The sequence below is a fragment of the Salegentibacter salegens genome (assembly GCF_900142975.1).
Taxonomy (GTDB): domain Bacteria; phylum Bacteroidota; class Bacteroidia; order Flavobacteriales; family Flavobacteriaceae; genus Salegentibacter; species Salegentibacter salegens.
Genome location: NZ_LT670848.1, coordinates 1,231,493 through 1,257,361 on the forward strand (window position 1 = coordinate 1,231,493; position 25,869 = coordinate 1,257,361).

Annotated in this window: 25 protein-coding genes; 12 read left to right on the forward strand and 13 right to left on the reverse strand. The window is 37.2% G+C overall.

The window, feature by feature from the left end; genetic code table 11:
• The 5 genes from B5488_RS05535 (at nt 1) to B5488_RS05555 (ending at nt 4,246) form a co-directional block, all read left to right on the forward strand.
• Nucleotides 1-780, forward strand: coding sequence for a 3-keto-disaccharide hydrolase (locus tag B5488_RS05535; RefSeq protein ID WP_079734352.1), 780 nt, complete (start codon nt 1-3; stop codon nt 778-780).
• A gap of 121 nt (nt 781-901) precedes the next feature.
• On the forward strand, nt 902-2,113 hold the full coding sequence (locus B5488_RS05540; RefSeq protein ID WP_079734353.1) for a bifunctional alpha/beta hydrolase/OsmC family protein: 1,212 nt from the start codon (nt 902-904) through the stop codon (nt 2,111-2,113).
• Nucleotides 2,114-2,214: 101 nt separating this feature from the next.
• Nucleotides 2,215-2,811 (forward strand): superoxide dismutase family protein, encoded by a 597-nt coding sequence (locus tag B5488_RS05545; protein WP_079734354.1) that lies wholly within the window; start codon nt 2,215-2,217, stop codon nt 2,809-2,811.
• Nucleotides 2,812-2,912: 101 nt separating this feature from the next.
• Entirely contained in the window at nt 2,913-3,443 is a 531-nt protein-coding gene (locus B5488_RS05550) for an RNA polymerase sigma factor (RefSeq protein ID WP_079734355.1), read from the forward strand.
• The gene (locus tag B5488_RS05555; protein ID WP_079734356.1) at nt 3,443-4,246 is read left to right on the forward strand and encodes an anti-sigma factor; all 804 of its coding nucleotides are present in this window, start codon (nt 3,443-3,445) and stop codon (nt 4,244-4,246) included. The genes B5488_RS05550 and B5488_RS05555 overlap by 1 nt, the downstream gene beginning before the upstream one ends.
• 295 nt (nt 4,247-4,541) lie before the next feature.
• On the opposite strand, the gene B5488_RS05560 is transcribed toward B5488_RS05555, so the two are convergent.
• Genes B5488_RS05560 through B5488_RS05570 form a run of 3 tightly spaced genes read right to left on the reverse strand, consistent with a single transcriptional unit; the run spans nt 4,542 to nt 6,915 of the window.
• Nucleotides 4,542-5,294, reverse strand: a complete 753-nt coding sequence (locus B5488_RS05560) for a LytR/AlgR family response regulator transcription factor (protein ID WP_079734357.1) — start codon at nt 5,292-5,294, stop codon at nt 4,542-4,544.
• Complete coding sequence (locus tag B5488_RS05565) at nt 5,294-5,587, reverse strand: 2TM domain-containing protein (RefSeq protein WP_079734358.1); 294 nt, start codon at nt 5,585-5,587, stop codon at nt 5,294-5,296. Before B5488_RS05565 ends, B5488_RS05560 begins: the two co-directional genes overlap by 1 nt.
• A 2-nt stretch (nt 5,588-5,589) precedes the next feature.
• Complete coding sequence (locus B5488_RS05570; protein WP_079734359.1) at nt 5,590-6,915, reverse strand: histidine kinase; 1,326 nt, start codon at nt 6,913-6,915, stop codon at nt 5,590-5,592.
• Between the two features lie 190 nt (nt 6,916-7,105).
• Between B5488_RS05570 and B5488_RS05575 the strand changes: the two genes are divergently transcribed.
• Nucleotides 7,106-7,540, forward strand: a complete 435-nt coding sequence (locus B5488_RS05575; protein WP_079734360.1) for a hemerythrin domain-containing protein — start codon at nt 7,106-7,108, stop codon at nt 7,538-7,540.
• Nucleotides 7,541-7,841: 301 nt separating this feature from the next.
• Here B5488_RS05575 and B5488_RS05580 read toward each other — a convergent pair whose 3' ends face one another.
• Nucleotides 7,842-9,149, reverse strand: a complete 1,308-nt coding sequence (locus B5488_RS05580; RefSeq protein WP_079734361.1) for an NAD(P)/FAD-dependent oxidoreductase — start codon at nt 9,147-9,149, stop codon at nt 7,842-7,844.
• A 176-nt stretch (nt 9,150-9,325) separates the two neighbouring features.
• Here B5488_RS05580 and B5488_RS05585 point away from each other — a divergent pair, with 176 nt between their 5' ends.
• Nucleotides 9,326-9,820 carry an RNA polymerase sigma factor gene (locus tag B5488_RS05585; RefSeq protein ID WP_079734362.1) on the forward strand — a complete coding sequence of 165 codons (495 nt, stop codon included), beginning with the start codon at nt 9,326-9,328 and terminating at the stop codon, nt 9,818-9,820.
• Nucleotides 9,821-9,826: 6 nt separating this feature from the next.
• On the forward strand, nt 9,827-10,465 hold the full coding sequence (locus tag B5488_RS05590) for a hypothetical protein (RefSeq protein ID WP_079734363.1): 639 nt from the start codon (nt 9,827-9,829) through the stop codon (nt 10,463-10,465).
• Between the two features lie 216 nt (nt 10,466-10,681).
• Here B5488_RS05590 and lpdA read toward each other — a convergent pair whose 3' ends face one another.
• The 9 genes from lpdA to B5488_RS05635 all read right to left on the reverse strand — a co-directional run bounded on the left by lpdA (nt 10,682) and on the right by B5488_RS05635 (nt 23,217).
• Complete coding sequence (lpdA, locus tag B5488_RS05595; RefSeq protein WP_079734364.1) at nt 10,682-12,088, reverse strand: dihydrolipoyl dehydrogenase; 1,407 nt, start codon at nt 12,086-12,088, stop codon at nt 10,682-10,684.
• A gap of 88 nt (nt 12,089-12,176) precedes the next feature.
• Nucleotides 12,177-13,535, reverse strand: a complete 1,359-nt coding sequence (locus B5488_RS05600) for an NAD-dependent succinate-semialdehyde dehydrogenase (RefSeq protein WP_079734365.1) — start codon at nt 13,533-13,535, stop codon at nt 12,177-12,179.
• Between the two features lie 135 nt (nt 13,536-13,670).
• Nucleotides 13,671-14,921 carry a C45 family autoproteolytic acyltransferase/hydolase gene (locus B5488_RS05605; protein ID WP_079734366.1) on the reverse strand — a complete coding sequence of 417 codons (1,251 nt, stop codon included), beginning with the start codon at nt 14,919-14,921 and terminating at the stop codon, nt 13,671-13,673.
• Between the two features lie 83 nt (nt 14,922-15,004).
• Nucleotides 15,005-16,789, reverse strand: coding sequence for a biotin carboxylase (locus tag B5488_RS05610; protein ID WP_079734367.1), 1,785 nt, complete (start codon nt 16,787-16,789; stop codon nt 15,005-15,007).
• A gap of 4 nt (nt 16,790-16,793) precedes the next feature.
• Nucleotides 16,794-19,550, reverse strand: coding sequence for an aminotransferase class I/II-fold pyridoxal phosphate-dependent enzyme (locus B5488_RS05615; protein WP_079734368.1), 2,757 nt, complete (start codon nt 19,548-19,550; stop codon nt 16,794-16,796).
• A 2-nt stretch (nt 19,551-19,552) separates the two neighbouring features.
• Entirely contained in the window at nt 19,553-19,966 is a 414-nt protein-coding gene (locus B5488_RS05620) for a VOC family protein (RefSeq protein WP_079734369.1), read from the reverse strand.
• Between the two features lie 16 nt (nt 19,967-19,982).
• Nucleotides 19,983-20,915, reverse strand: coding sequence for a carbon-nitrogen hydrolase family protein (locus B5488_RS05625; protein WP_079734370.1), 933 nt, complete (start codon nt 20,913-20,915; stop codon nt 19,983-19,985).
• 161 nt (nt 20,916-21,076) lie between these two features.
• A complete protein-coding gene (locus tag B5488_RS05630) occupies nt 21,077-22,384 on the reverse strand; it encodes an aspartate aminotransferase family protein (RefSeq protein WP_079734371.1) in 1,308 nt (435 codons plus the stop codon).
• 371 nt (nt 22,385-22,755) lie between these two features.
• Nucleotides 22,756-23,217 carry an Lrp/AsnC family transcriptional regulator gene (locus B5488_RS05635; protein WP_079734372.1) on the reverse strand — a complete coding sequence of 154 codons (462 nt, stop codon included), beginning with the start codon at nt 23,215-23,217 and terminating at the stop codon, nt 22,756-22,758.
• A 158-nt stretch (nt 23,218-23,375) separates the two neighbouring features.
• Here B5488_RS05635 and B5488_RS05640 point away from each other — a divergent pair, with 158 nt between their 5' ends.
• From B5488_RS05640 to B5488_RS05655, 4 genes are all read left to right on the forward strand, one after another.
• Complete coding sequence (locus B5488_RS05640; protein ID WP_079734373.1) at nt 23,376-24,590, forward strand: aminotransferase class I/II-fold pyridoxal phosphate-dependent enzyme; 1,215 nt, start codon at nt 23,376-23,378, stop codon at nt 24,588-24,590.
• A 92-nt stretch (nt 24,591-24,682) separates the two neighbouring features.
• Nucleotides 24,683-24,928, forward strand: a complete 246-nt coding sequence (locus B5488_RS05645) for a hypothetical protein (protein WP_079734374.1) — start codon at nt 24,683-24,685, stop codon at nt 24,926-24,928.
• On the forward strand, nt 24,919-25,122 hold the full coding sequence (locus tag B5488_RS05650) for a type II toxin-antitoxin system RelE/ParE family toxin (RefSeq protein WP_079734375.1): 204 nt from the start codon (nt 24,919-24,921) through the stop codon (nt 25,120-25,122). The genes B5488_RS05645 and B5488_RS05650 overlap by 10 nt, the downstream gene beginning before the upstream one ends.
• A gap of 97 nt (nt 25,123-25,219) precedes the next feature.
• Nucleotides 25,220-25,798, forward strand: a complete 579-nt coding sequence (locus B5488_RS05655) for an outer membrane beta-barrel protein (RefSeq protein WP_170065268.1) — start codon at nt 25,220-25,222, stop codon at nt 25,796-25,798.
• The last annotated feature ends 71 nt before the right edge of the window (nt 25,799-25,869 follow it).

The following is a 25,869-nucleotide window of genomic DNA, read 5'->3' on the forward strand; positions in this document are numbered from 1 at the left end:
ATGAAGAAAACAAGTTTAATTATAGTAACGGCTGCAATTATGGCCACCGCCTGTAAATCTGATAAGAAATCTGATAGTGAAGCACAAGAGGCAAAAGAGGCCTATGAAGCTGATGCAGCGAATGACACTACAGCAATGGCGAACAATGAAGAAAATTATACCGCCTTATTCAACGGTCAGGATCTTGAAGGTTGGAAAGCCTTTAACGCCGATTCTATTTCAGACCAGTGGAAGGTAGAAGATGGTGCTCTTGCATTTACCCCCGCTGAAGGAGAACGCGAAGGTTCTGAAAATCTTATTTCAGAAAAAACCTACACTAATTTTGAACTTTCCCTGGAATGGAAAATTTCAGAAGGAGGAAATAGCGGAGTTATGTGGGGCGTGCAGGAAAGCGAAGAATTTTCTGAGCCTTATTTCACAGGTCCCGAAATCCAGGTTTTGGATAATAAATTGCACCCAGATGCAAAAAATGGTGAAGTTAGACAGGCCGGTGCACTTTACGATATGATGCCGCCAAGCGAAGACAAAACCAAAAACGCGGGAGAATGGAATAAAACCGTGCTTAGAATTAATCACGAAACCAATAAAGGTTCGGTTCGTTTAAACGGAACTTTGATTAATGAATTCCCGGTTCACGGAGAAGAATGGAGTAAACTGGTTGAAAATTCTAAATTTAAAGACTGGGAAAATTTTGGAAAAGATAGAGAAGGCCACATTGCATTGCAGGATCATGGCGATAAAGTATGGTTTAGAAATATTAAAATAAGGGAACTGGAATAACCCATAATCTCCCTTTATTTAAAAGCTGATTGTAAACTCAAAGAACTATTTTTTGATTTTCAATCGGCTTTTTTGCTTTAGCCGTTGCCAAACAATTTGTACCTTGAATAAAAACTTATAGATGAAAACTGAAAAAGTAAACTTTAAGAATAAAAATGGTGATGATCTATCTGGTTATTTAGAGCTTCCTTTTAACCAGGACCCTCATAATTTTGTGCTTTTTGCACATTGCTTCACTTGTAATAAAAATTTCTTTGCTGCTAAAAATATCAGTAGAACTTTGGCGCAAAACGGCTATGGGGTGTTACGTTTTGATTTTACAGGATTAGGAGAAAGTGAAGGCGATTTTGCCGATAGTAATTTTTCAGGAAATATTCAGGATCTTCTGGCTGCGGCAACTTATTTAGAAGAAGAATTTAAAGCTCCCAGCTTAATAATTGGGCATTCGCTGGGTGGTGCAGCAGTTTTATTCGCCGCTAAAGAATTGAAATCGGTTAAAGCGGTTACTACTATTGCCGCCCCTTCCACCACAGCTCATGTTCAGCATTTAATACAAAATAATGTAGAGGAAATTGAGAAAAACGGTGAGGCACAGGTAAATATTGGCGGTAGACCTTTTAAAATAAAGAAGCAATTTCTTGAAGATATTGATAAACACGAATTAAAACCTTACCTGGGTGAACTTAGAAAGTCACTGTTAATTATGCATTCCCCACAGGACAAAATTGTAAGTATTAAAAATGCCGAAGAACTTTATATCGCTGCCCGACATCCTAAAAGCTTTGTTTCGCTAGATGGGGCAGAGCACCTATTGGCTTCCGAAGGTGATGCAGCTTATGCCGGCAACGTAATTGCTACCTGGGCTTCGAGATATTTGGAAATTCCGAAGAAAGAAATTCCTGAATCTAATGCAGATGTGGTAGCAGGATTAGAAAAAGAAGATGATTTTACTACAAGTATGAAAGCCGGAAACCACACTTTCCTAGCCGATGAACCTATAAAAGCCGGCGGAAAAGATTATGGCCCTACACCCTATCAGTTTTTATCTTCAGGATTAGCCTCCTGTACTTCTATGACGCTTCAAATGTATGCTAAACGAAAAAAATGGCCTTTAGAAGATGTAGAAACCCATGTTTTTTATTCCCGGGAACATAGCACAGATTGTGAAAACTGCGAAGAGAAAAATTCTAAAATAGATACTTTTAGAAGGGAAATTAAACTTATTGGCGATTTAGACGAGAAACAAAAACAAAGACTTTTGGAAATTGCCGATCGTTGCCCGGTGCATAAAAGTTTAACTTCAGCAACTAATATAACTACCCAGCTTATTTAGAAAATTAAAAATAGAGTTGTTAACCTATCCTTAAATCTTTGGCTAAGCCTTGGGATAGGCTTAATTTAGTAGTGTTTAATCTAAAAACCAATCTATAGATTATGAAAAGAATAAGTTTATCATTAGTATTTTGCGCCTCTTTATTTATAATAGGCTGTAAAAACGACAAAAAAGCAAATGACGCTGAAAACGCTGCCGAAACAGAAATGAATTCTGAAATGGAAGCACAGCAAGATGAGGAAGAAGTTAAAGAAATTACTGTTCCTCTCGAGCCTAAAAGCGGAAGCGAATTAGGTGGCGAAGTAACGTTTACCCAGGAAGATGGAGAAGTTACTATGGAAGCTACCATTACAGGTTTAGCTGAAGGTAAACACGCAATCCATATTCACCAGAAGGCAGATTGCTCTGCTGAAGATGGAACTTCTGCCGGTGGCCACTGGAATCCAACCAACGAAAAGCATGGGAAATGGGGCGATGCTGAAGGTTACCATAAAGGTGATATTGGAAACTTTGAAGTTGATGCCAATGGAGAAGGAACTGTTAGCATGACTACCGATGAATGGTGTATAGATTGTGACGACGACAATAAAAATATTGTTGGAAAAGCAATAATTGTACACGACGGTGTTGATGATTTTACTTCTCAACCATCTGGAGCTGCAGGCACTAGAGTTGGATGTGGAGTGATAAAAATGTAAATTTTTTCACATAATTATTAATAAAAAGCGGCAAATAGCCGCTTTTTATTTTTTTACACGGGAGTTTATCCTATTTTTACCCTGTAAGTCATTACCTCTTTATGCAACAAGACGCTTTAATTTTAGAACTTCAAAATGGAAACGAACGCGCCTTTGAGCGTATTTACCATCTATATTCCGAAAGTACCTACGGGATTATTTACACTATAATTAGAGACGAAAAAGTTGCAGAAGAAGTGCTTCAGGACGTATTTTTAAAAATATGGGACAAAGCGCCAAGCTATAATTCTGATAAAGGTCGGTTTTTCACCTGGATCCTTAACATCGCCCGGAATGCTTCCATAGACAAAATAAGATCAAAAGATTTTAAAAACGATCAACAAAACCTTAAGACAGATAACTTCGTAGATATATTAGAGTCTAAAACTAATTTCTCTGAAGCTGTAGATGCAATTGGCCTTAAAAAATATATTGATGCCTTAAAGCCGGTTTGTAAAAAATTAATAGATTATTTATTTTTTAAAGGCTACACTCAAAAAGAAACTTCAGAAGAATTAGATATGCCACTGGGAACGGTTAAAACCCGAAACCGTGTTTGTATAGATAAATTAAGAGCAATGGTAATTAAATAATGGATATTCAAAAGTACATATCGTCTGGAATCCTTGAACTTTATGTTTACGGTGCGCTTTCTGAAAAAGAAAGTCGGGAGGTAAGCAGTGTGCTAAAAGAATATCCTGAAGTTAAAACCGAGGTAGAAGAAATAGAAAAAGCATTACTTACACTTTCAGCTGCTACAGCTCCAAATAATGCCGAGCATTTAATTGCTTCAATAAAAGAGAAATTAAGTAAATCACCAACGGGAACCGCTCCGGTAGCGACTCCGGTTAGAACCATAAACTGGATCACCTATTCCGGTTGGGCAGCGAGTTTATTATTACTTATTGGCCTTTTCGTTTTCTTTAACCGAACCAACGAACTAAGAGAAGATTTACAAGCTGCCAATGCCAGAAATGTTCAAATGGAAGAACAGATCGCTAATGCCCGTGAGGATGCTGAAAAAGCGGAAGAATTGCTTGCGGTTATAAGAGACAGAAATGTAGAACGCATCCCGCTAAAAGGCCAGCAAGTTGCTCCTGAAGCCTTTGCTTCCGTTTACTGGAATACCCAGGAAAATACCGCTTATATAGACGCAAAAGATCTGCCTGAACCTCCAAGAGGAAAAGTTTACCAGGTTTGGTCACTTACTATGCAACCCCTTACTCCTACCAGCATAGGTTTGCTGGCTGATTTTGAAAGTGATGATAATAAAGTTTTCAGTCTTGAAAATCAAAACCAGTCTGAAGCATTTGGAATTACCTTAGAACCTGAAGGCGGTAGCGAAACTCCAACAATGGAACAATTATACGTTTTAGGAACTGTAGCTGCACCGTAACAATAGTGTAAGCACAGATAAGTTTTTTGCTCCAGGAAATTTAATTTTGATTTCGAAAAAAGATTGTCTGTATTCGAGCAGGCTCCGGAATATTTTAATCTCGATTATCAAATAAAAAATGAAGGTCTGCCATAAATACTACAGCAAACCTTCACATAACCAACCAAAAAAATAAAATTCGGAAAACCAGTGGGCTAATAAAAACGAAACTGTTTTTAGTTACCCAACTTTTCATAAATATTTACGTAGAAATTTAGGCCCCGGTTTTTCTTTGCCTCAATTTTAACTTTTCAGTTTAAGAAATCCAGTTTTTGAAGTCTCGCACTCGCTCCCGACTAACAATAAGCTGAAATTCACTAAAAACTTTCACTTTAACCTCTAAACGACTATTGGTATAGCTAATAATATCTTCTATACAGTCAATATTCACAATAGATTTTCGATTAATTCTGAAGAATTTCTCTGGATCCAATTCCTTTTCTAAATTTTCAAGGGAAACATCTACAGGGTAATTTCTCCCCGAAGTGGTAGTAAGATAGGAAGCTTTATTTTCTGAATAAAAACAGCAAATTTCGTTTGCGGGTATAATCTTTAAATGCTGGCCTACCTGGATGGTATAACGGGTTTTATAATCTGGCTTATTTCCGGTTTCTAAGATTTTTCTAAAGGCGTTAAAATCTATTTGTGGTGAATTTTTAAGGTAATTTTCTTTGAATTTTATCACTGCATTTGCCAATTCTTCTTCATCTATAGGCTTCAACAAGTAATCAACACTATTCAGCTTAAATGCTTTTAGAGCATATTCATCATAAGCCGTAGTAAAAATAACGGCACTATTGATTTTTACCTTTTCAAAAATTTCAAAAGAGATCCCGTCACTCAATTGAATATCAAGAAAAACCAGATCTGGTTCAGGATTTTCTTTAAACCAGGCAATTCCTTCCTTAACCGAATGCAGCATGGTATTTACTTCTAAATCCAGTTTTTTAAGCATTCTTTGCAAACGCCGGGCAGCGGGCTTTTCGTCTTCTACAATTACTACTTCCATTATTCCCAGCGCTGTTTTTCTTCTTTCTCCATATACTCCTGGATCTTGCGTTCTTCCCATCGCTTATCGAACATAGGGTTCAATCTAAAGGCTTTTAGAGCATCAAAGGCTAAACCAATTCCCCAACCGCCTACAACCCATAAAAACCAGGGATACGCCCATTGATTTGTATAGTAATTGATCCCAGCCAGAAATATATTCACTATAATATACGAGAATAAGTGATTATAAAACTCACGTAATTCTTTAACCCGCTCCCTTGCTTGTAGATATTTGTCTTCTGAAGTTTCCATAATTAGTTGGTTTTATCTTTTTGCATTAGTTCCTTTATTTTACGCTCCTCCCAGTTTTTACCCAGTAGAAGATTGTAATTGAATACAGATAGCCCGTGAAAAAACACGCCTATTCCCCAGCCAATTGCGGGAAAGATAACCCAAACGAATCCGCCGTAGGTTAGGTAATTAAAAAGCCCCAGTACAGGAATTACAATTAAGTAGGAAGTTAAATTTCCGTAGAAATCGCGCTCTGCCTTTACCTGCTTTTGCGCCCGTAAATAAGCGTCTTGTTTGGCGTAAACCGGTGCCTGTTTTTCCATTTTTACAATTTTGGTTAATAGTGGTAATTTTACACTAAATGTGTTGTTGGTGTTAGATATTTCAACTTTTCTATCGGTAAGTAAATGATAACGTTGCTGAATATTTGAAAGTCCAACCCCACTTCCCCGTTTCAATATTTCTTTTGGCTGAATATTATTTCTCACCACTAAGTTTCTGTCTTCTTCTACAATTGCTATTTCTAAAGGATTTTCAGAATTTACCGTATTGTGTTTTATGGTGTTTTCTAACAATAACTGAAGTGAAAGTGGAACCACCTTGGCTTCGGGGTTTTTTAATGTAGCGGGAAAATTAAAAATAATCGCATCTTCAAACCGCATTTTCAGCAAATCCATATAGGTTTTCGCAAATTTTAATTCTTCTTCCAGGTCTACCAGTTCTTTATTCTTCTGCTCTAACACATAGCGATAAACTTTGGAAAGCGCGCTGGTAAATTTTTGCGCCTGGTCGGGATTTTCATCAATTAACGCACTTAACACATTTAAACTATTAAATAAAAAATGCGGATCTAACTGATTTTTTAGCGCATCAAATTTAGCGGATGCCGTACCGGCAATTATTTTTTGCTCTTTTACTTTCTTTTCCTGTAAAGCTTTATAAAAATAAATAAGATGAAAAAATAGTGAAATAATGGTGGTGAAAAGAAAAGGAAAAAGATAAAAAGCCATCTTTTCGTTGCTCAAAAATTCCTGAAGTACTACTCCTTCATAAACTACGTAGTGCAGAAAACGGCAAAAGAAAAATCCTATTAAAGTTAAAATAACAGCGCCAAAAGCCCCCACCAGGACCTTTCTTAAAGTAGCCTTTTCCCAGCCTATTTTAGCGCCAAACCACCAAAAATAACTTCCATTTATCAGGGTTAGAATAAAAGCATAGGAAAAGTAAATTATCCAGGTTTCTAATTCCAGTAATGCTTCCAGCTTAAATCCGTTGAAGATAATTTCGAGAAAAACCACCAAAAACGTGATTATGAGACTGATTTTAAATATTTTCTGGAAAAATTTCATCGATTTTTATTTACAGGGCTAAGATGCGTGAAAGTAGTCTTCATTACTAAATATTATTTCTGAATTGTAGAAAAACGAAACTGAACCGTTAACTTCTTTAGAACCGATTTAAACTGTTTAGGAAAACTCTCGTTTAAATTTTCCTTAACATATAAATCAATAATTTAGAAGCTTAACCAATACCTAAATTATGAATATTTTTGAAGCTTTACGCCAGGAACACGAAATACAGCGTAACCTTGTTGCCAAACTGGTAGAAACCCACGGCGATACTCAGGAGCGTAAAAAGATCTTTGAGCAATTAAAACATGAATTGAAGATTCATGCTGATGCCGAAGAAAGGCATTTTTATATTCCACTTATGAAGAAAGACCTTACCCAGGAAAAAGCCAGGCATAGTGTAGCAGAACACCACGAGATGGATGAACTTATAGAGCAACTGGAAGATACAGAAATGGACGCTTCTAACTGGTTAAAAATAGCGAAGGAGCTTGAACATATAGTAATTCATCATTTAGATGAAGAGGAACAGGAAGTTTTTCAAATGGCCGGAAAAGCACTAACCGATAACCAAAAGACTTCTCTCGCTTCAGACTATAATAAGGAAATTAAAAAGATGAGGTAATTCTAAAGACTAATAAATAAGCTTCCGGGATAAATTAAAAAGGGAGTCAGGCTAAAGAAAAAGAGACTGTCAGAAAAAGTTTTAAAACCGTCATCCTGAATTTATTTCAGGATCTAACATGTTGATAATTAAAGAACATATTAGAATCTGAAACGAGTTCAGCTTGACGAGAATAAACTTTTCAGACAGTCTCTTTTTTTACTCGATAATCGAGATTAAATGCTGCGAAGCTTGCCTCGGGAATCAAATTATATTTACTAATAATAATGCTTCGTGAGCTTGCTCCGAAGTTGTTTACTATTTATATCTCTTCTTTATCTACTTTCATTTGATTTTCATAACCTTTAAATGGCCTGATTATTAATCGTGCGGCTTTGTCGTAATTCCAGTAGTTATAAAGCCAGTTAAAGAAAGTTACCAGTCGGTTTCTAAATCCAATAAGAAACCAGAGGTGCACAAACATCCAGATAAACCAGGCGAAAAATCCGCCAAAAGAACCTTGTTCTATATCTACAACCGCCCGATTTCTGCCCACGGTGGCCATGGTACCTTTATCTTTATATTTAAAAGCTTCGAGTTTTTTACCTTCCAGGATATTCATAATATTTTTAGCCAAATGTTTCCCCTGCTGAATTGCTGGCTGGGCAACCATAGGATGCCCTTTTGGATAGGCTTCAGTTTGCATTAAAGCTATATCCCCTATTGCAAAAATATTTTCGTAGCCGTTAACCTGGTTGAAGGCATTAACCTCGTACCTATTTGCCTTTTCTACCATGGCTTCGGCTTTTAAACCTTTTACCGGCGCACCGGTTACTCCGGCAGCCCAAATAAAAGTTTCGGTTTTTAGGGCAAGATCTGTGTTGGTTGTTACCAGATGGCCATCATATTCTTCTACCATGGTATTTAAATGAACTTTCACCCCAAGTTCTTCCAAAAATGCGTGAGCATTTTTAGAGGCCTTTTCGCTCATCGGTGGCAAAACCCTGTCCAGGCCTTCCAGAAGATGAATGTTCATCTCGTTAGGATTTATATCTGGATAATCTTTAGGTACAATATGGTTCTTTAATTCGGCAATTGCGCCACTAAGCTCTACTCCTGTTGGCCCTGCTCCTACTAAAACAAAATTAAGTAGTGCTTTTCTTAGTTCAGGATCATCGGTAATAACCGCCTGTTCTAAATTTTCCAGGATCAAACTACGAATATTTAATGCCTGCGGAACGGTTTTCATCCACATCCCATTCTTCTCAATACTCTTATTTCCAAAGAAATTAGTTTTAGAACCTGTAGCGATCACCAGGTAATCGTAGATTAAATCTCCAATAGTAGTTTCAATATAACTTTTTTCGGTATTTATAGATTTTACCTCGGCCATCCTAAAAATGCATTTCTTACTATTTCGCGTAATTTTACGCATAGGATATGCAATAGAGTCTGGCTCTAAACCAGAGGTAGAAACCTGGTAAAGTAAGGGCTGAAAAGTATGATAGTTATGACGGTCTAAAATCACGGTTTGAACGTCTTCGCCAATCAATTTTCTCACCATCGCCATTCCCGCAAAACCGCCACCAATAATAACGACTCTAGGTAAATTTGTTCTTGGAATATTCATAAAGCTTGGTTTTACTCGCTAATCGAGATTTAAATTAACCCAATTACAGAGGTAGTGTACTCAAATTTAAGTTTTCTCGTGCTTTGACTGAAAAAATAAGGCTGCATTAACTATACTTTATACTTTTTTGTAACATTGCAGCCTCTTATACTACATATAAGAGCTAACCAATTATTGTGGATAAGGAATTAGAACATCAGTTTGTAACAAATCTGGAAAAACACCAGAATATTGCGCATAAAATTTGCCGCCTTTATACGAATGATCAGGATTCTCACAACGATCTTTTTCAGGAAATTACCATTCAGCTCTGGAAAGCTTACCCGAAATTTAGGGGTGAAGCTAAATTTAGCACCTGGATGTACAGAGTTGCTTTAAATACTGCCATCACTTTATACCGAAAGAAAAAAAGAAGTATAAAAACGCAGGATTTTGATACCGTAGATTTTAAAATTAAAGCCGAAGAATATGACGATGAGACCGAGCAGCAATTAAAAGTAATGTATTCTGCAATTCAGGAATTAAACGATATTGAAAAAGCGCTCGTTTTTTTATATCTGGAAGATGAAAATTACAGGGACATTTCTGAAACCCTTGGTATTACTGAAGTAAATGCACGAGTGAAGATGAACAGGGTGAAAACTAAGTTAAAAAATATTTTAAATCCGTAGAGAATAATGGATGGACTGGATTTATTGAAAAAAGACTGGAAGAAGCGGGAAGGCAATATTCCCCAACTTTCCTATAACGAAATTTATAAGATGCTGTGGAAGCGCTCATCTTCAATTGTTAAATGGATATTTGTAATTAGTATTCTTGAATTTCTATTCTGGGCTCTTATTACCATTTTCATGGCAGATCACGAATATTGGGCAGAGATGGAGCGTATTCATTTAAAAGAATTTACCGTAATAACTTATGCGATTAATTATGGAATCACTTTTTTCTTTATCTATTGTTTTTATAAGAATTACCGAAGAATATCTTCTACAGATAATGTGGCAAAATTGATTAAAAATATTCTACGCACAAGAAAAACTGTAAAATATTACATAGGATATATTTTAATCTCAACAGCGGTAGTTACACTTATATACACCTATTTTTTTATGAATTATCATGCCACTAACACAGTGGTTGATGATATTGAAAAATACAGTTTTACTCCGCTACAATGGCTTATGTTCGCAGGAATAGTTATAGGTGGTTTAGCTGTTTTTATAGGATTTATTTGGTTATTCTACAGAATTATATACGGAATACTTCTACGCCGATTAAATAAAAACTATAAGGAACTCAAGAAATTGGAGCTTTAAAATAACAATTATCACTCGTCACCCTGAACTGGTTTCAGGGTCTAAGATGAATTGAAAGTTAGATTCCCTAAATTCGGGATAAAGGTATAAAGGCTGAAACAAGTTAATTTATAAAATAATAGCCAGATTAAATTTTAAGCTATAAATCAAAAAAATGGCTGTTTGAAATTACTATCAAACAGCCATTTTTATATAAATTATAATGCTGATAATTAACTATACGTGAAGCGCACGATTATCTGTAGCAGCAAGAGCAGCTTCCTTAACAGCTTCAGCATAAGTTGGATGTGCGTGGCTCATTCTTGCAATATCCTCGGCAGATGCTCTATATTCCATAGCGGTTACAGCTTCAGCAATAAGATCGGCAGTACGGGCGCCAATCATATGCACGCCTAAAACCTCATCGGTCTTTTCATCGGCAAGGATTTTTACAAATCCGTCTGTATCTCCACTTGCCCTGGCACGTCCAAGAGCACGCATCGGGAATTTTCCTTCTTTATATTTAACGCTATCTTCCTTAAGTTGTTCTTCGGTTTTTCCTACAGAAGCAACTTCCGGCCAGGTATAAACAACCCCGGGAATTAAATTATAATCAATATGTGGTTTTTGACCCGCCATTATTTCAGCAACAAAAGATCCTTCTTCTTCGGCCTTATGAGCCAGCATTGCGCCTTTTACAACATCACCAATAGCGTAAATATTATCTACATTAGTTTGTAGATGTTCGTTCACTTCAATTCTACCTTTATCATCAACTTTTACTCCTGCAGCATCAGCATTTAAACCATCGGTAAAAGGTTTACGCCCTACAGAAACAAGACAATAATCTGCTTTTATTTCAATCTCTTTATCCTTTTTATCATCAGCTTTTATAATGATCTCGTCGCCTTTACGCTCTACCGATTTTACTTTTGTAGAAGTATGGAATTTCACGCCTTGCTTCTTAAGTACTTTTTGAAGTTCTTTTGAAAGTGCAGCATCCATTGTAGGAATAATTCTATCTAAAAATTCTACAACAGTAACCTCAGCTCCTAAACGACGGTAAACCTGGCCTAACTCCAGGCCAATTACACCACCGCCAATTACGACCATATGTTTAGGAATTTCTTTCAGTTTTAAAGCTTCGGTAGAAGTTATAATTCGTTCTTTATCCAGCTCGATAAACGGAAGGTTTGCTGGTTTTGAACCTGTAGCAATAATCGTTTTAGCAGCTTCAATGGTTTCGGTTTCACCATCGTTTTTTTCAATATTAATGTGGGTTTTATCTTTAAAAGATCCTACACCTTCAAAAACATCAATTTTATTTTTATCCATCAGGAACTTTACTCCATCGCAAGTTTGACTTACTACTGAAGATTTACGCTCCATCATTTTCTCAAGGTTTACTTTTACCTCACCAGGAATTTCTATCCCGTGTTCTTCAAAATGTTTAACTGCATCGTGGTAATGATGCGAAGAATCTAGCAAAGCTTTACTTGGAATACAACCTACATTAAGGCAGGTTCCACCCAAGGTTGAATATTTTTCTATGATAGCAGTTTTCATTCCCAATTGCGCGCAGCGTATAGCGGCCACATATCCTCCGGGGCCCGAACCTATAACTGCAACATCATATTTACTCATAATTCTAATTTTTATGTTGATTTTTAAACAAACAGAACACAAAAGTACAACTATTCGGGGCAATGACCAATGCTGATAAAATTATGATTTAGGCTTTAACATAAACTGTTTTCTTATTAACAAACTCCATCATTCCTTCTTTGGCTAACTCCCTCCCGTAGCCCGATCGCTTAGTTCCACCAAAGGGAAGTCGGGGATCAGATTTCACAAGCTCGTTTACAAAGTAGGCGCCATCGCTAACGCTTCCCGCCATTTCCATCGCTTTTTGAATATCTTTTGTAAAAACCGTAGTTCCCAACCCAAATTTAGATTTTTCTGAAAATTCAAATGCTTCCTCTATGCTTTTTGCCTTAATAATTGCTGCGAGAGGGCCAAAAGTTTCTTCATCGAAAGCGGGCATTCCCGGTTTTACATTTCCTAAAATAGTTGGTTGGTGGAAACACTCGTTCTGTTCCCCACCAAGTAATAACTCAGCTCCATGTTCTAAAGATCTTTTTACCTGACTTTGAAGTTGATCTGCCAGGTCTTTTCTGGCAAGCGTACCAACCTGGGTAGTGTCTTCCATAACATCTCCCGCTTTTAAATCACTTACCGCAGCCTTGAATTTAGAAACAAATTCATCATAAATTCCTTCCAACAAAATAAAACGCTTCGCTGCAATACAGCTTTGTCCGCAGTTTAACATCCTGGCTGAAACCGCTGTTTTAACAGCGCGATCAATATCGGCATCTTCCCAAACAATAAAGGAATTATTACCGCCTAACTCTAGCAAACTCTTTTTTATATATTTCCCCGAAAGTTGGGATACAGCAGATCCGGCAGCTTCACTTCCTGTTAAAGTAACCGCCTGCACGGCATCGTGGGCAATAATCATTTCTGTTTGATCGTGATGCACAATTAAATTCTGAAAAACACCTTTTGGATAGCCTGCTTTTTCAAAAACCTCTTCAATCATTAAAGCACATCCAAAAACATTGGGCGCGTGCTTTAAAATACCGGTGTTTCCGGCAGTAAGTGTAGGAGCAGCAAACCTAAAAACCTGCCAGAATGGAAAATTCCACGGCATAATAGCAAAAACACCTCCAATGGGATCGTGCCTAACATAGCTATGGGTAGCATCGGTTTTTATTTCTTCTGAAGCGAGAAATTCTTCAGCATTTTCAGCATAATAATCGCAAACCCAGGCACATTTATTTACTTCAGCCCTGGATTCAGAAATTGGTTTTCCCATTTCTTGAGTGATCATTTTGGCATATTCCTCTACATTATCTCTTAATACCTGAGCTGCTTTTTGTAAAAGCTCGGTTCTAAAAGAAAGCGGCTGTTTACTCCAGTCTTTAAAAGCTTTAGCAGATAATTCTAAAACCTGCGTAGTTTCGTTAGGTGTTTGAGCTGTATATTTCCCTACCTGTTCTCCGTTATAGGGATTTGTGCTATAAAATTCCATTGTGTTTTATTTTTTATGGACTATTGAATTAGATTTTCAAGGAAGAATATTAACTAAAAAACCTGATGAAATAAACAGGGAAACATCCATTATTTATTACACCAGGTTCTATAGAAAATTATTTAACAGAAAGGTCTAACTCTTCCAGGAATCGGCATATCCTGTTCCTATTTTACTCCAGAAACCGGCTACTGCCTGCCAGGAGACTTCCCCGTTATTAATTATTGTTCCTCTTAATTTTTCAAGGTCTCGCTCATTTGTTGTTGGGTGAGCCTGGGCCATGGCATTTACCAAAATTTCGGTAACAGTTTCCTGCCAATCTACATTTTCAGCATACTGCTCTTCGAATGGATCTTCTACCGTTTGGGCCATTTCTACAGCCTCCTGGATCCACCATTCAGATGCAACCTGAGCTGGTTCGTAATTTATGAGTTTATAAACTTCCTGAAAGTTTTCGAAACTTTGTTCTACCGAAGTTTGCGGCCAGCGAAGTACTACTTTTCCTTCTAACGGTCGGTATACCGAGGTAAATAAAGTCCCGAAACCTTCCTTGAACTTAGTATTGTAAAGCGGTGCCTTTAAAAAAGCATCGGCTACCTGAGTGGAATCCACTCTTTTGGCAGACAACATTTTATTCAGAAAAGACGAACGTTCCTGAGTTTTATTAAAGGCTGCGTTTTCTGGCCAGTCTATTGTTCCCTGGTGATTAGTAGTAAAAGAAGCATCGGTAACCAAAGGTGCCTTGTCTGGTGCCAATTGCACGGTTTTGAATTTTCCGGTTTTATCTACCACGGTTACGTTGTAAGACATATGCGAAGGAATCCTGATTAAAGCTGCAACAGCTTCATCAACATTACTACAAAATTCTAAAACGTAACGTAAAATAAACGGAATACCGAAACCTACTCCTACCTCTTTTCGACCTCCGAAAGTAAGCGAAATAGCCAGCCCGTCTTCATTCATTCCGTCTACAACCCCAATAAGGCAATCGCTGGTGGCGATTACTTTTTTATTATTCCAGGAGGTTAGTAATTGCGTTCCTTCCATAAGATCTGGATGAAAATCGTAATTTCTAACCAGTTGAATTTCTTCTCCCGTAGTAACCGCTTGTGAGCAACCACTTATATAAGCAGGAGGCTGAAAGCCTGTTAAAAACCGGGCTGCCACCTTATCTCCTTTTGCCAGTTTGCACAAACGCTGATAAGTAGGCCACATCTCTGGCATATATTTTTTAAGCGCTGCCTGTGAGGTTTTAAGATCTGGATAATTAGCTGTTCCTTTTGAATTAAGCCAGCTTTTATAAGCAGGCCAATGAGTTTTATATAATTTCTGCCATTTGGAACCCGGTTTTTCGGGTTCAGAAATAGCATTAAAATGTAATTGCATGTTGAATGGTTTTTAAATAATAATGGTTTATTGATATGGCAAAATAGTTTTATTTCCTTTTACTCCCTCAAAATCCCACGATATTATTTAGTTAAAGTTCCTGACAATTTTGGCTTTTTTTTATCTTCTACCATTTCAGAAGTGTATTGTGCCCTAATCGCCTTAATCCAGTGTTTAGCCCTGTTGTTAAGCTGAAAATCATCGGTCATCATACGTCCCCGGCTCACTAAAATTCCCATATCTGCTCCTTCATACAGGTAGTCTCCTTTTCTGGTTATACGTAAGAAAAAAGCTTCATTTTCATTTTCAACCGCCCTCCGGTGAGTATCCATCCTGTCAAATTGAATATGGCCGGTATCATACATTCTGTAAATACCAGAGTTTGGGGCATTTGTTACATATTCTACAGTATCTTCGGTATGTTTTACAATAAGCTGGCTCCAACCATCTATATTCTCCTGGCGGGCCCAACGATTATTAATAGCCTCTATATCAAGGTCATAATCGATATCCATCCATTCTAAAATATGAAAAACAAATAAGGGTGCATCTGCAAGAGCAAAAACAGCGTGATTGGTTATGGAACTGGCTCCAGTAACCCGCGGATTTAACTCCCCAAGATAAATCTCACCATTGTCCTGATCTATTAAAAAATCGAGTTCAAAATATCCTTTATAACCTTCTTCCCGCAATTGGTTACCAAATAACTGGGTGTATTCTATCGCTTTATCTCTTAACTCGGGAGTAAAAGCATTGGGATAAATCTCGTTGCCACACCAACCACCTTCATAGGGAGTAAGTTCTTTAAATCCTACCAATTCTGTCATTAAAGGAGCTACGATGGTGCCGTGCCTGGTAACACAAGCTTCTATAGCAGAACCTCGGCAACGAATACGTTTCATTACCTTAACTTCCTCTTCTTTTTCAATCTCTTCAGCGTGTTTTTGATAGTCTTCTTCATTCGAAATAAAGAAAGTAGTATGCCCGGAATCTCCAAAAGGTGTTTGAATAACCAGTTCGTTTCCAAGGTGTTTAGAAATTTCCCTTAAATGTTCATAATTATTTACTTTGTTAAGTACATAAGGAACACAGGCAACACAGGCTTTTTCTGCAATACGGTTGGTGTTTACTTTGTTATCCAGGAAAGTTCGCATTTCGGCTTTTGGAAACATAATTTCCAAACCTAGCTTTTCTGCAAGTTCTTCGGTTTTTTCATTGAACATAAGGAACATTGCCTTACCAGCCCTTCCGTCTATAGATCTCGTTTTTAAATAATCCTGAACTTCGGGATGCTGCAATAAATAATTATTTATGTCTTCGATTCCTTCAAAATCATCATGAGGAATCTCGGTTTTAGGTGAAAAAACATTAGGATGAAGACCATCAAAACACTCGATATGGCAAATAAATTTGAATCCTTTAATCCACTCATCGGCACCTAAAAGATTGAAGTTTGTTGCACTTATAAAGTATAAGGGTTCTTCATTTTTATGAAAAGACCGTCTAATATCCGAAACCCCCTCAAGGGCATTCTTACTCTTATATTGTCGGGGAGCTTTGGCTGGAGATTTATCATCTTTCACCTGCTTCGGGGCCACCGCCTTTTTACTTTTAGTAGTTTTCTTTTTAGCACCAGAAGCTGTAGTAGCTTTTTTCTTTTTGCTAGCGGAAGCAGGAGCTTTTCCTTGCTGTGCCGTAGAATCCAAAGGCACAGATTTCTTCCCTTTTAAAGTTTTTTCTTCGGTAACTTTTAATTTTCTGTCTTTTTTAGCACTACGTTCCGGAGAAGCCGGTTCTTTTTTAGGCGTGGTTTTCTTTGTATTGGTTGCTCCCTTTTTATTGGAGGCTTTTGGTTTTTTAGAATCCATAATTTTAATTTTTTAAGTTAGTGATTTTCTTTTTCGCATTATTCCCCATGGAGCCCATAGAACTCACTGTTTTTTGGCGGTTTAGCACATTATCTTTAAAAATTCTTAGACCAAGATCTGCCCGGTAGCCGTGAATTTCAGAGACATCGAGGGCGGTAAGAAATCTTATAATTTCCTTACTTACCACCTGGCCGGGAACAAGTACCGGAAATCCTGGGGGATAAGGAATTATAAAAGATGAAGCTACCAGAACCCTGTTTTCTTCCATTGCCGGCAAGCAATCGGTTAGTGGCATGTATTCGTAATTTTCTTCGTTGTATGCTAGAAAAAATGCTTCTCTAATATTTCCTCCCGGAACTCCTGGAACGGCCTGAAAAGAATGGTGGAAATAACTAAAATCGGGTAAAGGCGGGAAATCTTCGGTTAAAGATTTAATGCGGTCCCTGCGGTTATTCCCTTCTTTCTGGCTCAAGGTTTTGAATTCCTGATCCAGCTCATCGGCTATCTTCAATAGTGCATTGGTTAAATAGGTGACGCTTCCCCTGGTAGTTCCAATATTCGTCATAAACAAAACCGTATTTCTTGAGGTTTTATTAATCTGAATATTAAATTTATCCATTAGATACCTGTTCTTAAAAGTATCGCCATCAACTCCTGTTCTTCCTATATGCAAAGTGATTTTAGTAGGATCTAAAACAAATTCATCCTGTTCCCAGGCGGTTTCCATCCTGTTCCAACCTTCTTTGGAATTATAATATTCTTTTATGCCAGATTTACGATGTTTCTTTGGGATAAAATTTCCTATGGTTAACACATCAAAATATTTCTTCAATTTAGGATGATCGTTCACTTTAGCTCTTAAGACCATAGCCAATTCTATACTCTTTTCTACCAGCTCATAACCTTCAAATTGTACCTGTCTCCTTCCTACATCCAGCGAAGCGAGCATCTGGTAATTAGGAGAAGTTGAAGTATGCGTCATATAGGCTTCCATAAAAGTATTTTCGCTTTTTTTACGAAAATCTTCATCCCAAATATGTATCATAGAACCCTGGCGAAAACTACTAAGGGTTTTATGGGTACTCTGTGTAGAATAAACCCTAATTCTCACCTCATCGGGGTTTGGCAACCTTGGTATTTCATTCTTTTTCAATTCTTTAATATGCGCGTTGTATTCTTCCCGGTAACTATCGGTTTGGTATTTATTAAATAGCTTTTGCGCTGCGAACATTCCGGTTCGTTGCTTATAATTATAGGTGAAACCGGCAAATGCAAACCAGGCTTCATCCCAGAGAAAAACCATATCTGGCTTAATGGCCAGTATTTCCTGCATTACTTTTTCAACATTATAAACCAGTCCGTCAAAAGTGCAATTGGTAAGCAGTAGCATTTTAACCAGGCTTAACCTTCCGGCCTTTTTTAACTGGAGCAATTTTTCTTTTATCTGCTCGAGCGGTACCGCTCCATACATAGAATATTCTTCTATGGGGTAAGAATCCAGGTAAACGGGATAAGCTCCTGCCAATACAAGTCCGTAGTGGTGCGATTTATGGCAATCCCTGTCTATTAAAATTACATCGCCCGGTTTTACCAAAGCCTGCACTACAATTTTATTGGCGGTAGAAGTACCATTGGTGACAAAATAGGTGTTTCTTGAACCGTAAGCGTCACTGGCCTTTTGCTGTGCTTTTTTGAGCGAACCGGTTGGCTGCAATAAGGAATCTAAACCACCGGTGGTAGAAGATGTTTCTGCCAGGAACATGTTACGACCGTAAAAATTTCCAAAATCATTGATCCACCTGGATTTAAAAACAGAATTACCTCGCGAAATTGGCATGGCATGAAATATCCCGGTAGGTTTTTTACTATAATCCTTTAAGGCTGAAAAAAATGGAGTTTCATAGCGTTCGCTTATTCCTCTAATAACGGTAAGGTGCAACTCCTGTAAATCTTCAGTTCTATAAAAAATTCTTCTGAAAGTTTTTAGAGTGCTGTCCTTTAAATTACTTAAGGCTGTATCAGTTACATAATAAGTGTCCAGTTCAGGCCTGAATTTTTTTATCATCGTTCCTAAAATTGGACCTAACTCAGTAGGTGCTTTGGAACTATATTTCAATTTTAAAATATTCTGAATAAAAGGTTTAATTACGGGAGTGATCTTTTTAGAATGATAAGGAGGCGCATAACGAATTACAACCGCCTGGATATTGAAATTAAACTGAAGCGCGATTAAAGCATCTTCAAAAGAACGCTGTACTACAATCCCATAGGCAAACTGCTCGTTAGAAAGTCGCATTTCTTTTAGGTCATTCCTGAGTTTATTTTCTTCTGCCTGAGAAATATCTTCCACAAACATGACCTCAAAATAATTTTTCTTCGCTACTTCGGTATATTCTCCTTTATCGGAAAGATCTGTGCCGGGATCTTCATCTTCCAAAAAATCTGGATTGCTTCTATACCGGTCACTTACTAAGTTTTTTGTGATTTCTGCAATTTTATGGGACAGGGCTGTGTGTTCCTGTCTTTCTAACATTTCCCTTAAAGAATCAATACAGGATAAACCCGGAAATGCAAAAAAGCATTCTACGCCCTCAAGATCCTTTAAAAGCTGCCCAAGAATTTTTTTATGTGTTTTTTCATCTTCCGATCCACGGGGAAAAGAATGAAGTTTTGTAGACTCACTTTTTAAGGTATTCCAGGATTCTACTCTAAGTTGAGCGATATTATAATAATGTGCACTATCTAATTTTTTCTCTGGCATAATTATTCTTTTGAGTGTAAAGCGAGTTTATTTCCTTCAGAATCAATAAAAATTGCGAAATATCCCGATTCAGGGTTAATCAGGGTTTTGGTCATCACAATTCTTCCTCCGGCTGCTTCAACTCTATTTAAAATTCGATTTAAGTCCTTTCCAGCATTGAGATAAAGCAATGGCCCTATTATACCCGGAATAGAATTTGGCCCGGTTACAATCGCCCCGCCAATACCCTGTTCTGCGGGAAAAAACGCCATGGCGTAATTTCCGTCAAACTGAGTTTCCATATCTATTTTGAAAATACGGTTATAAAAATCTACCGCTTGCTGAAAATTAATTGCAGGAATTTCAAACCAGCTAATAAAATCTTTTACAGTTTCTTCCTGTCTTTCTTTTTTCTTCTTTTGTGATGTTCCTCCCATAGTTTCTGTTTTTTAATTATGCTCCAAATCCTTTATATCCTGTAGGATTTTCAGGTGGTTCATATTCATGTTCTTTCATTTTTAACTTGGCAAGATTATCTAACCTGGTAGGCTTAATAAGCGGCCCCAGGGAATTGAGATACGGCAATTGCGTACCTTTTTGATAAATATTAAAATCACCAATATGATCTCTAAAGCTTTTTAATGGTTGCCCTAAACGTAAAACGCCGAGTTCCCTGCTTCTTCTCACCCTGTTAATATTAAGTTCCAACGGAAAAATTTCTTCATTGCCTTCGGCCTGATAAATAACCCGGCCATCGGGCCCACAAACCAGCGATCTTCCATTACCTCCAGATTCAAGTCCGTTTACATCAAAGAAATAACACTGATTTACCGCGGCCATAGCTCTTACTATTGATAATTCTATATCCCTGTCTATAGTACCGGTCATGGTAGGGTGCAAAATAACTTCTGCTCCCATAACTGCGAGGGTACGCACTGTTTCGGGAAACCACATATCATAACAAATGGACACTCCAAATTTTGCCACTCCCGGCACATCAAAAACGCAATACCCGGAACCCGGGGTTACTCCTACTTCGTAAGGATAAAAAGGAAACATTTTTCTATACCGGGTAACTATTTCACCTTCTGGATTAATAACCGTAGCGGTATTATAAATTTTCCCTTCGCTTTTTTCAAAAATAGATCCCGGGAGTAACCAAATCCCGTGTTTTTTGGCCATAGCCTGCATTTCTTTTTCAAAATTACCCGGTATTTCCTGGGCATTATGTGTTAAAGGGCCGTAGCCACATAACTCACTAAAAACTACCATATCTACCCAGGGGTAAAGGCTCATGGTAATATCAAGTTTCAGCTTCATCATCTCTACGTTAGAGGCGACTGCGGAAACCTTCATCTGTATTCCTGCTATTGCAAATGGATTCATATATTTTTTATTTCTTATTATCCGTAGAAAATATTTTCCAGGGTTTAAGTATTCAATCTATACTGTTATAAAAGACTGAATACCTGACAATTAATTTAAGTTAAAAATAAGCGCACCAAGTTCTTTGAATCTTCCTTTTGGAGAATTACAACTCTTAATATTTAGGTGTTTTTTCTTATTTGGTTTTCAAGAATATCCAGCGCTTTATTTAGTTGTTCATCGGTAATTACAAGGGGGCATAATATTCTTAGTACATTTTTAAAGGTACCGGCGCTTATTAGAATTAACCCATCCTGGGCACAACCTTTTACAATATTGGCGCATAGTTCTGTATGTGGGTTGCCGGGATCATTATCTTTTATAAATTCTATTCCTATCATTGCACCTAATCCTCGCACATCCCCAATTTCAGGACATTCTTTCCTGAAATTTTCCATTCTTTCTTTAATGATCTTACCAATATAAATTGCTCTTTCATTAAGGTTTTCATCTTTCATTAACTGAATAGTAGCCAAAGCCGCGGCGCAACAAACAGGACTACCAATGTAAGTGCCACCAATAGTACCCGATTCTGCAGCATCCATAATTTCGGCCCTGCCAAGTACAGCGGCAATAGGAAGTCCGGAGCCCATAGATTTAGCGTAAGTACTAATATCAGGTTGTACCCCATAATGTTGCCAGCTAGCCCAATGACCCGTGCGGCAGAAACCGCTTTGAATTTCATCAAAAATCAGCAAAACACCGTGTTCGTCACAAAAAGAGCGAAGTCCTTCCAGGTATTTTTGCGGAATTGGGTTAAAACCACCTTCTCCCTGAATTGGCTCCACGATGATAGCAGCAACACTGTTTATATCAACCATGCTATGGGCGCTTTCCCTAAGTCTTTTTAGCTCGGTTTCTACAAACTCTTCCATACTTTGTGTACCGTGATATTTGTAAAAATTGGGGAAAGGGATTCGGTAAACTTCGGGAGCAAAAGGCCCTGAAGAAAATTTGTAGTTTACTTTACTGGTTAGGCTCATACCCATTAGAGTACGACCGTGATATGCTTCTGTAAAACAAATTACCGCTGGCCTTTTTGTAGCCTGCCTGGCAATTTTAATCGCATTCTCTACGGCTTCTGCCCCGGTGCTAATAAGCATTGCTTTTGTTTTCTCCCCGTGCGGAAGGATTTCAGCCAGTTCTTCACAAAGTTGAATATAAGGTTCATAAGTAACTACATTAAAACTGGTATGAAGATACTTTTCAGCCTGTTCCTGTATAGCTTTTACAACAGGTTCGGGACAATGGCCTGCGTTTACCACACCAATCCCGCCGGCAAAATCTATATGTTCTTTTCCGTCTACATCTGTTATGATGGCGCCTTTTGCCTTTTTAACGGTGGCTGTATTGAAAACACCAACTCCGTTGGCTACAATGTTCTTTCTCCTATCAAGGAGCTGCAGAGATTTAGTTTGCTCTTCAGTCATAAAATATCTGGTTATTCAGTTGAATGGTTAATCTAAAACATATAAAAGCGTGGAAGAGATAAATGATAAACCCCACTTTCTTTCGATGCTTGTTAATATACAATATTATTTTGTTATTTCATATGGCTTCATTGCTGAAAACCAACCAGAAAGAGCTTCTGACACTGATATAAGGAAAGAAAATTTGAAGAGTTTTTACTTTTAAAGAGAAGATGAAAAAGCTTTTATTTCATTAGTATTCAATAAATTATAGATTCCTGCAAGACACCTTAAAATCTAAAATAAAAATTATTTAATCAAAACTTATTATAAATATTTCATTATAATTTATTTGTGATTTTCTTAATATTTTTAATATTAATTTAACCGAATTACTGAAGGGGTACTGCCGTGGTGCTTTTTACCGGACTTATAATAAAGGTACTTTGTGTACTGCCTATATGATCTAAATTAGTGAGTTTAGTTACCATAAATTCACGGTAAGCTTCCATATCTTTCACGATAACTTTTAAGATATAATCATATTCGCCGCTCACGTGATAGCATTCCAAAACTTCCGAAAGCCTGGTGACTTCACTTTCAAATTTGGTTAAATAAGAGCGTGAATGCTGAATGAGTTTTATTTGGCAGAAAACCATAAAATTCTTTTCCACTTTATCCGGCGAAACCAATGCGACATACTTTGAAATTACCCCTTCCCGTTCCAAACGTTTAATTCTTTCAAAAATCGCGGTAACCGAAAGTTTCAACTTATTAGAAATCTCCTTATTTGTCATTTTACTATCCTGCTGGAGATGTTTTAAAATTTGCAGGTCTTTCTGGTCTAATTTCATACTGAAAAATTTTCTAAGTTGAACTACAAAATTAAACAATAAGTAATTATAATTCTACAATACACCTTATTTATAGTTTTATATACTGAATAAAACTAATACTATTGATTTTAATTCAGTTAAAGCTTAGTTTTGAGATAACAATAAACTTGATCAAGATGAAATATAAACCTGCAGATAACATCCAGGACCTTCAATATTTTGGCGAATTTGGAGGGGTAAATCCTTCAATTTCCGATTCTTCAACCTATACTTTCCTTTCCGCAAAAACCATGTTCGATACTTTTGAAGGAAATTCTGAGGGTTGCTACCTTTATTCCAGGCATTCTTCACCTTCAAATTTATATTTGGGTGAAGCGCTTGCAGCGATGGAAGCCACCGAAACTGCTAATGTAGCAGCCAGCGGAATGGGCGCTATCACTTCTACCCTGCTCCAACTATGCCAGGCGGGAGATCATATTGTTTCCAGCCGAACGGTGTATGGCGGGACTTATGCCTTTATGAAGAATTTTATTCCGAAGTTCAATATTCAGACTTCTTTTGTAGATATTACAAACCTTGAAAGTGTTGAAGCAGCGATCACCAAAGATACCAAAGTGCTTTACTGCGAATCGGTTAGTAATCCGCTTTTAGAAGTTGCAGATCTTGAAGCTTTAGCAAAAATCGTCAAAAAGCATAAGCTCACTTTCGTGGTAGATAATACCTTTTCCCCGCTTTCTATAAGTCCGAAAGAATTGGGGGCCGATGTCGTAATTCATAGTCTAACCAAATTTATTAACGGTAGCAGCGATACGGTTGGCGGTGTTACCTGCGGAAGCCAGGATTTTATTAACGCACTTCGCAGTGTGAATGACGGCGCAAACATGCTACTTGGACCAACAATGGACAGTATGCGGGCGGCTTCGGTTTTAAAGAATTTAAGAACCTTGCATATTAGGATAAAGCAACACAGCCATAATGCCATGTTTTTAGCTGAAAAATTCCAGGAAGACGGCTTAAGAACTGTTTACCCAGGCTTAAAGAATCATCCCGGGCACCAGACTTTTAAAAAAATGATGAATGAAGATTATGGGTTTGGAGGCTTATTGACCATAGATGTTGGCAGCCTGGATAAAGCCAATGCTTTAATGGAATTAATGCAGGAAAAAAACCTGGGTTACCTCGCGGTAAGTTTAGGCTTTTACAAAACACTATTTAGCGCTCCCGGAAGTTCTACATCTTCTGAAATCCCAATCGAAGAGCAGGAGGAAATGGGCCTAAGCAACGGACTTATTCGTTTTTCTATTGGTTTAGATAATAATATTGAACGCACTTATAAGATGATGAAATCCTGTATGGAAGAAGTTGGTATTTTGAGTAACGAGATGGTTTAAGCTATCTTAAACATAATTTAAAAACCCTTGCAGCAAATTGTATTCTGTAAGGGTTTTCTTTTATAATTATTATATTTATAAAAAATTAGGCTATGAATTCAGTCTTGAAGAGAAAAATTATAAATATTGTTGAAAGATCTGAAAATACTTTTTTTCTTGAACAAGTGTATAGTATTCTGGATAGAAACACTTTATCAGAAGGTGAACTTTTAGAGCAGCTTAGCGTAGAAGAAAAGGAAAAAACCTACCAGAGTTTAAAAGATTCAGAAGATTCAAGTAATTTAATTGACCACGATTTGGCAATGGATGAAATTCGGAAAAATCTCGGATGGAATTAAAAATTAAATGGTCCGCAAAAGCACTTTCCAATTATGTAATTATTCTGAAAAGAATTCAGCAAAATTTCGGAGAAACTTCTGCTAAAAATTTTCGAAACAGGTTTCAAAATATTCTTGACTTACTTGCGAAGTTTCCAGAATTAGGAAAAATGCAGGACAGTAAGGAAGACTTACGCGGAATAATACTATATTGAAAGAATACTATTTTTTATAAAATAGCAAATACTAACTTACAGATTATAAACGTTATCGACAACCGGTGGCAAAATAAGAATACATAAATAATTCATTTTGAAAAAACTACAACTCCCCCTATTCCTCCTATTTTTTAGCCTTAGTGCTTTTGCACAAACTCAAAATGAAGTTCGGCTTTATTACGGGTTTACTAATAGCGATTTACTACGGAGTGAAAGAATTGATGGTGGCGGCAGTGCTGACATTGAAAACTCATATGAATTCGGCTTCAGATATTTACTTTCTGTAACCGATAACCTATCCCTGGAAACCGGACTAAACTACTGGCGTGGTGATGTGCTCATTACTTCAGCACCGATGCCCGAACAAACTACACGTTCTGAAGAATTACAAACCACTTCTATTCCTATTTTTGCTAATTATAATTTCTTAGATTATTTCTTTGTAAATGGTGGCCCGGTAATGGATTTTCAAGGATCAGAAAGTGAATCTGTAGATCCACAAGCGGGAATTGGTGTTGGTTTTGGATTAGGCGCCCAATATGCGTTTAATAACTTCAACATTTACGTAAATCCTAATTTTAGAAGATATTCGGTAATTCCTTTTGAAGAGAAGAATTACCACCAAAAACTTACCACCTTTGGAGTACAGTTTGGAGTTGGATATAAATTTTAATCAATTTATAGTTTTATAGAAAACTTGCTCATTTTCCTGTAAAATCGTAAAATTACAGGCGAATAGAAAAA

What these genes read in the sequence shown, in the direction of transcription:
- B5488_RS05535 (WP_079734352.1), top strand. Translation starts at nt 1, where the DNA reads ATGAAGAAAACAAGTTTAATTATAGTAACGGCTGCAATTATGGCCACC.
- B5488_RS05540 (WP_079734353.1), top strand. Translation starts at nt 902, where the DNA reads ATGAAAACTGAAAAAGTAAACTTTAAGAATAAAAATGGTGATGATCTA.
- B5488_RS05545 (WP_079734354.1), top strand. Translation starts at nt 2,215, where the DNA reads ATGAAAAGAATAAGTTTATCATTAGTATTTTGCGCCTCTTTATTTATA.
- B5488_RS05550 (WP_079734355.1), top strand. Translation starts at nt 2,913, where the DNA reads ATGCAACAAGACGCTTTAATTTTAGAACTTCAAAATGGAAACGAACGC.
- B5488_RS05555 (WP_079734356.1), top strand. Translation starts at nt 3,443, where the DNA reads ATGGATATTCAAAAGTACATATCGTCTGGAATCCTTGAACTTTATGTT.
- B5488_RS05560 (WP_079734357.1), bottom strand. Translation starts at nt 5,294, where the DNA reads ATGGAAGTAGTAATTGTAGAAGACGAAAAGCCCGCTGCCCGGCGTTTG.
- B5488_RS05565 (WP_079734358.1), bottom strand. Translation starts at nt 5,587, where the DNA reads ATGGAAACTTCAGAAGACAAATATCTACAAGCAAGGGAGCGGGTTAAA.
- B5488_RS05570 (WP_079734359.1), bottom strand. Translation starts at nt 6,915, where the DNA reads ATGAAATTTTTCCAGAAAATATTTAAAATCAGTCTCATAATCACGTTT.
- B5488_RS05575 (WP_079734360.1), top strand. Translation starts at nt 7,106, where the DNA reads ATGAATATTTTTGAAGCTTTACGCCAGGAACACGAAATACAGCGTAAC.
- B5488_RS05580 (WP_079734361.1), bottom strand. Translation starts at nt 9,149, where the DNA reads ATGAATATTCCAAGAACAAATTTACCTAGAGTCGTTATTATTGGTGGC.
- B5488_RS05590 (WP_079734363.1), top strand. Translation starts at nt 9,827, where the DNA reads ATGGATGGACTGGATTTATTGAAAAAAGACTGGAAGAAGCGGGAAGGC.
- lpdA (WP_079734364.1), bottom strand. Translation starts at nt 12,088, where the DNA reads ATGAGTAAATATGATGTTGCAGTTATAGGTTCGGGCCCCGGAGGATAT.
- B5488_RS05600 (WP_079734365.1), bottom strand. Translation starts at nt 13,535, where the DNA reads ATGGAATTTTATAGCACAAATCCCTATAACGGAGAACAGGTAGGGAAA.
- B5488_RS05605 (WP_079734366.1), bottom strand. Translation starts at nt 14,921, where the DNA reads ATGCAATTACATTTTAATGCTATTTCTGAACCCGAAAAACCGGGTTCC.
- B5488_RS05610 (WP_079734367.1), bottom strand. Translation starts at nt 16,789, where the DNA reads ATGGATTCTAAAAAACCAAAAGCCTCCAATAAAAAGGGAGCAACCAAT.
- B5488_RS05615 (WP_079734368.1), bottom strand. Translation starts at nt 19,550, where the DNA reads ATGCCAGAGAAAAAATTAGATAGTGCACATTATTATAATATCGCTCAA.
- B5488_RS05620 (WP_079734369.1), bottom strand. Translation starts at nt 19,966, where the DNA reads ATGGGAGGAACATCACAAAAGAAGAAAAAAGAAAGACAGGAAGAAACT.
- B5488_RS05625 (WP_079734370.1), bottom strand. Translation starts at nt 20,915, where the DNA reads ATGAATCCATTTGCAATAGCAGGAATACAGATGAAGGTTTCCGCAGTC.
- B5488_RS05630 (WP_079734371.1), bottom strand. Translation starts at nt 22,384, where the DNA reads ATGACTGAAGAGCAAACTAAATCTCTGCAGCTCCTTGATAGGAGAAAG.
- B5488_RS05635 (WP_079734372.1), bottom strand. Translation starts at nt 23,217, where the DNA reads ATGAAATTAGACCAGAAAGACCTGCAAATTTTAAAACATCTCCAGCAG.
- B5488_RS05640 (WP_079734373.1), top strand. Translation starts at nt 23,376, where the DNA reads ATGAAATATAAACCTGCAGATAACATCCAGGACCTTCAATATTTTGGC.
- B5488_RS05645 (WP_079734374.1), top strand. Translation starts at nt 24,683, where the DNA reads ATGAATTCAGTCTTGAAGAGAAAAATTATAAATATTGTTGAAAGATCT.
- B5488_RS05650 (WP_079734375.1), top strand. Translation starts at nt 24,919, where the DNA reads ATGGAATTAAAAATTAAATGGTCCGCAAAAGCACTTTCCAATTATGTA.